The sequence below is a fragment of the Amycolatopsis orientalis DSM 40040 = KCTC 9412 genome, assembly GCF_000478275.1.
Classification (GTDB): domain Bacteria; phylum Actinomycetota; class Actinomycetes; order Mycobacteriales; family Pseudonocardiaceae; genus Amycolatopsis; species Amycolatopsis orientalis.
This window is the reverse complement of the sequence record NZ_ASJB01000047.1, coordinates 1-2,956: the sequence shown is the minus strand read 5'-3', so window position 1 is coordinate 2,956 and position 2,956 is coordinate 1. Positions and strand designations below refer to the sequence as shown.

Sequence of the window (2,956 nt, the reverse complement as noted above, 5' to 3'; positions counted from 1 at the left end):
GGAAAAGGCCCAGATCGGGAGAACCGGGGGTTCTCGACCGATCTGGGCCTTTCCTTAATGTTAGTCCGGCGGTGTCCTACTCTCCCACAACCCTTCGGTTGCAGTACCATCGGCGCTGTCAGGCTTAGCTTCCGGGTTCGGAATGGGACCGGGCGTTTCCCTGACGCTATGACCACCGAAACACTACGAAACAACACACACTGTTCGTTTCACACAAACGGTGTGGTGTTTCAGAGCTGTAGAGTGGATGCGTAACATCTTTGTGGGCAAGTCCTCGGCCTATTAGTACCAGTCAACTCGACAACACATTACTGTGCTTCCATTTCTGGCCTATCAACCCAATGGTCTGTTGGGGGCCTTAACCCACAAGGGGTGGGATACCTCATCTTGGAACAGGCTTCCCGCTTAGATGCCTTCAGCGGTTATCCCTTCCGAACGTGGCCAACCAGCCATGCCACTGGCGTGACAACTGGCATACCAGAGGTTCGTCCGTCCCGGTCCTCTCGTACTAGGGACAGCCTTCCTCAAGTATCCTACGCGCGCGGCGGATAGGGACCGAACTGTCTCACGACGTTCTAAACCCAGCTCGCGTGCCGCTTTAATGGGCGAACAGCCCAACCCTTGGGACCTACTCCGGCCCCAGGATGCGACGAGCCGACATCGAGGTGCCAAACCATGCCGTCGATATGGACTCTTGGGCAAGATCAGCCTGTTATCCCCGGGGTACCTTTTATCCGTTGAGCGACACCCCTTCCACCAGGTGGTGCCGGATCACTAGTCCCGACTTTCGTCCCTGCTCGACATGTCTGTCTCACAGTCAAGCTCCCTTGTGCACTTGCACTCAACACCTGATTGCCAACCAGGCTGAGGGAACCTTTGGGCGCCTCCGTTACTCTTTAGGAGGCAACCGCCCCAGTTAAACTACCCATCAGGCACTGTCCCTGAACCAGATCATGGTCCGAGGTTCAGATTCCCAATCCGACCAGAGTGGTATTTCAACAACGACTCCACCAACACTAGCGTGCCAGCTTCACAGTCTCCCACCTATCCTACACAAGCCGAACCGAAAACCAATACCAAACTATAGTAAAGGTCCCGGGGTCTTTCCGTCCTGCCGCGCGTAACGAGCATCTTTACTCGTAGTGCAATTTCGCCGGGCCTGTGGTTGAGACAGCCGGAAAGTCGTTACGCCATTCGTGCAGGTCGGAACTTACCCGACAAGGAATTTCGCTACCTTAGGATGGTTATAGTTACCACCGCCGTTTACTGGCGCTTAAATTCTCAGCTTCACCCCGAAGGGTTAACCGGTCCTCTTAACGTTCCAGCACCGGGCAGGCGTCAGTCCATATACATCGTCTTGCGACTTCGCATGGACCTGTGTTTTTAGTAAACAGTCGCTTTCCGCTGGTCTCTGCGGCCACGATTCCCTAGTCCGCAAGGGACTTCAAGAACCCTGGCCCCCCTTCTCCCGAAGTTACGGGGGCATTTTGCCGAGTTCCTTAACCACAGTTCACCCGATCGCCTTAGTATTCTCTACCTGACCACCTGTGTTGGTTTGGGGTACGGGCCGTGCACGCACTCGCTAGAGGCTTTTCTCGGCAGCATAGGATCACTCTACTTCACCTCAATCGGCTACGCATCACGTCTCAGCCTTGATGAAACACGGATTTACCTATGTCTCGGCCTACACGCTTACACCAGTACTACCACTCACTGGCGGAGCTACCTTCCTGCGTCACCCCATCACTCGACTACTACGGAATCAGATCCCACGCTCCACACAGAAACCTCCGTCCGAAGACATTGGTAACTGGCTTTGGGTGGTTAGTATCAACCGCCTCATCCTGGGCGCACGTGCTCGGGTACGGGAATATCAACCCGTTATCCATCGACTACGCCTGTCGGCCTCGCCTTAGGTCCCGACTTACCCTGGGCGGATTAGCCTGGCCCAGGAACCCTTGGTCATCCGGCGGCAGAGTTTCTCACTCTGCATTCGCTACTCATGCCTGCATTCTCACTCCCACACCCTCCACGACTGGCTTCCGCCGCCGCTTCCCTGGATGCAGGACGCTCCCCTACCCATCCACACCACTAGATCGTTCCCGCAAGGAGAACAACCGATGTATTGTATGAATGACACAGCTTCGGCGGTGTGCTTAAGCCCCGCTACATTGTCGGCGCAGGACCACTTGACCAGTGAGCTATTACGCACTCTTTCAAGGGTGGCTGCTTCTAAGCCAACCTCCTGGTTGTCTGGGCAATCCCACATCCTTTCCCACTGAGCACACACTTAGGGGCCTTAGCTGGTGTTCTGGGCTGTTTCCCTCTCGACGACGAAGCTTATCCCCCGCCGTCTCACTGCCACACTCTCACACCACGGTATTCGGAGTTTGGTTGATTTCGGTAACCCGGTAAGGCCCCTAGACCATCCAGTAGCTCTACCCCCGTGGTGAAACATGTGACGCTGCACCTAAATGCATTTCGGGGAGAACCAGCTATCACGGAGTTTGATTGGCCTTTCACCCCTACCCACAGCTCATCCCCTCAGTTTTCAACCTAAGTGGGTTCGGCCCTCCACGTCGTCTTACCGACGCTTCAGCCTGGCCATGGGTAGATCACTCCGCTTCGGGTCTAGACCACGCGACTCAATCGCCCTATTCAGACTCGCTTTCGCTACGGCTACCCCACACGGGTTAACCTCGCCACGCAGCACTAACTCGCAGGCTCATTCTTCAAAAGGCACGCCATCACCGTAACATCCAAAGGATGTGCTCGGGCTCTGACGGCTTGTAGGCACACGGTTTCAGGTACTCTTTCACTCCCCTCCCGGGGTACTTTTCATCTTTCCCTCACGGTACTAGTCCGCTATCGGTCTTCAGGAAGTATTTAGGCTTACCGGGTGGTCCCGGCAGATTCACAGCAAATTCCACGAGCTCGCTGCTACTCGGGAACACCA

Annotated in this window: 2 rRNA genes; both read right to left on the bottom strand. The window is 55.5% G+C overall.

The annotated features are described in order from the left end of the window. Positions 1-63: 63 nt before the first annotated feature. Positions 64-180: ribosomal RNA gene (gene rrf / locus L324_RS15880) — 5S ribosomal RNA — on the bottom strand. Positions 181-262: 82 nt separating this feature from the next. Continuing rightward, a 23S ribosomal RNA gene (locus L324_RS15875) occupies positions 263-2,956 on the bottom strand; the annotation flags it as partial.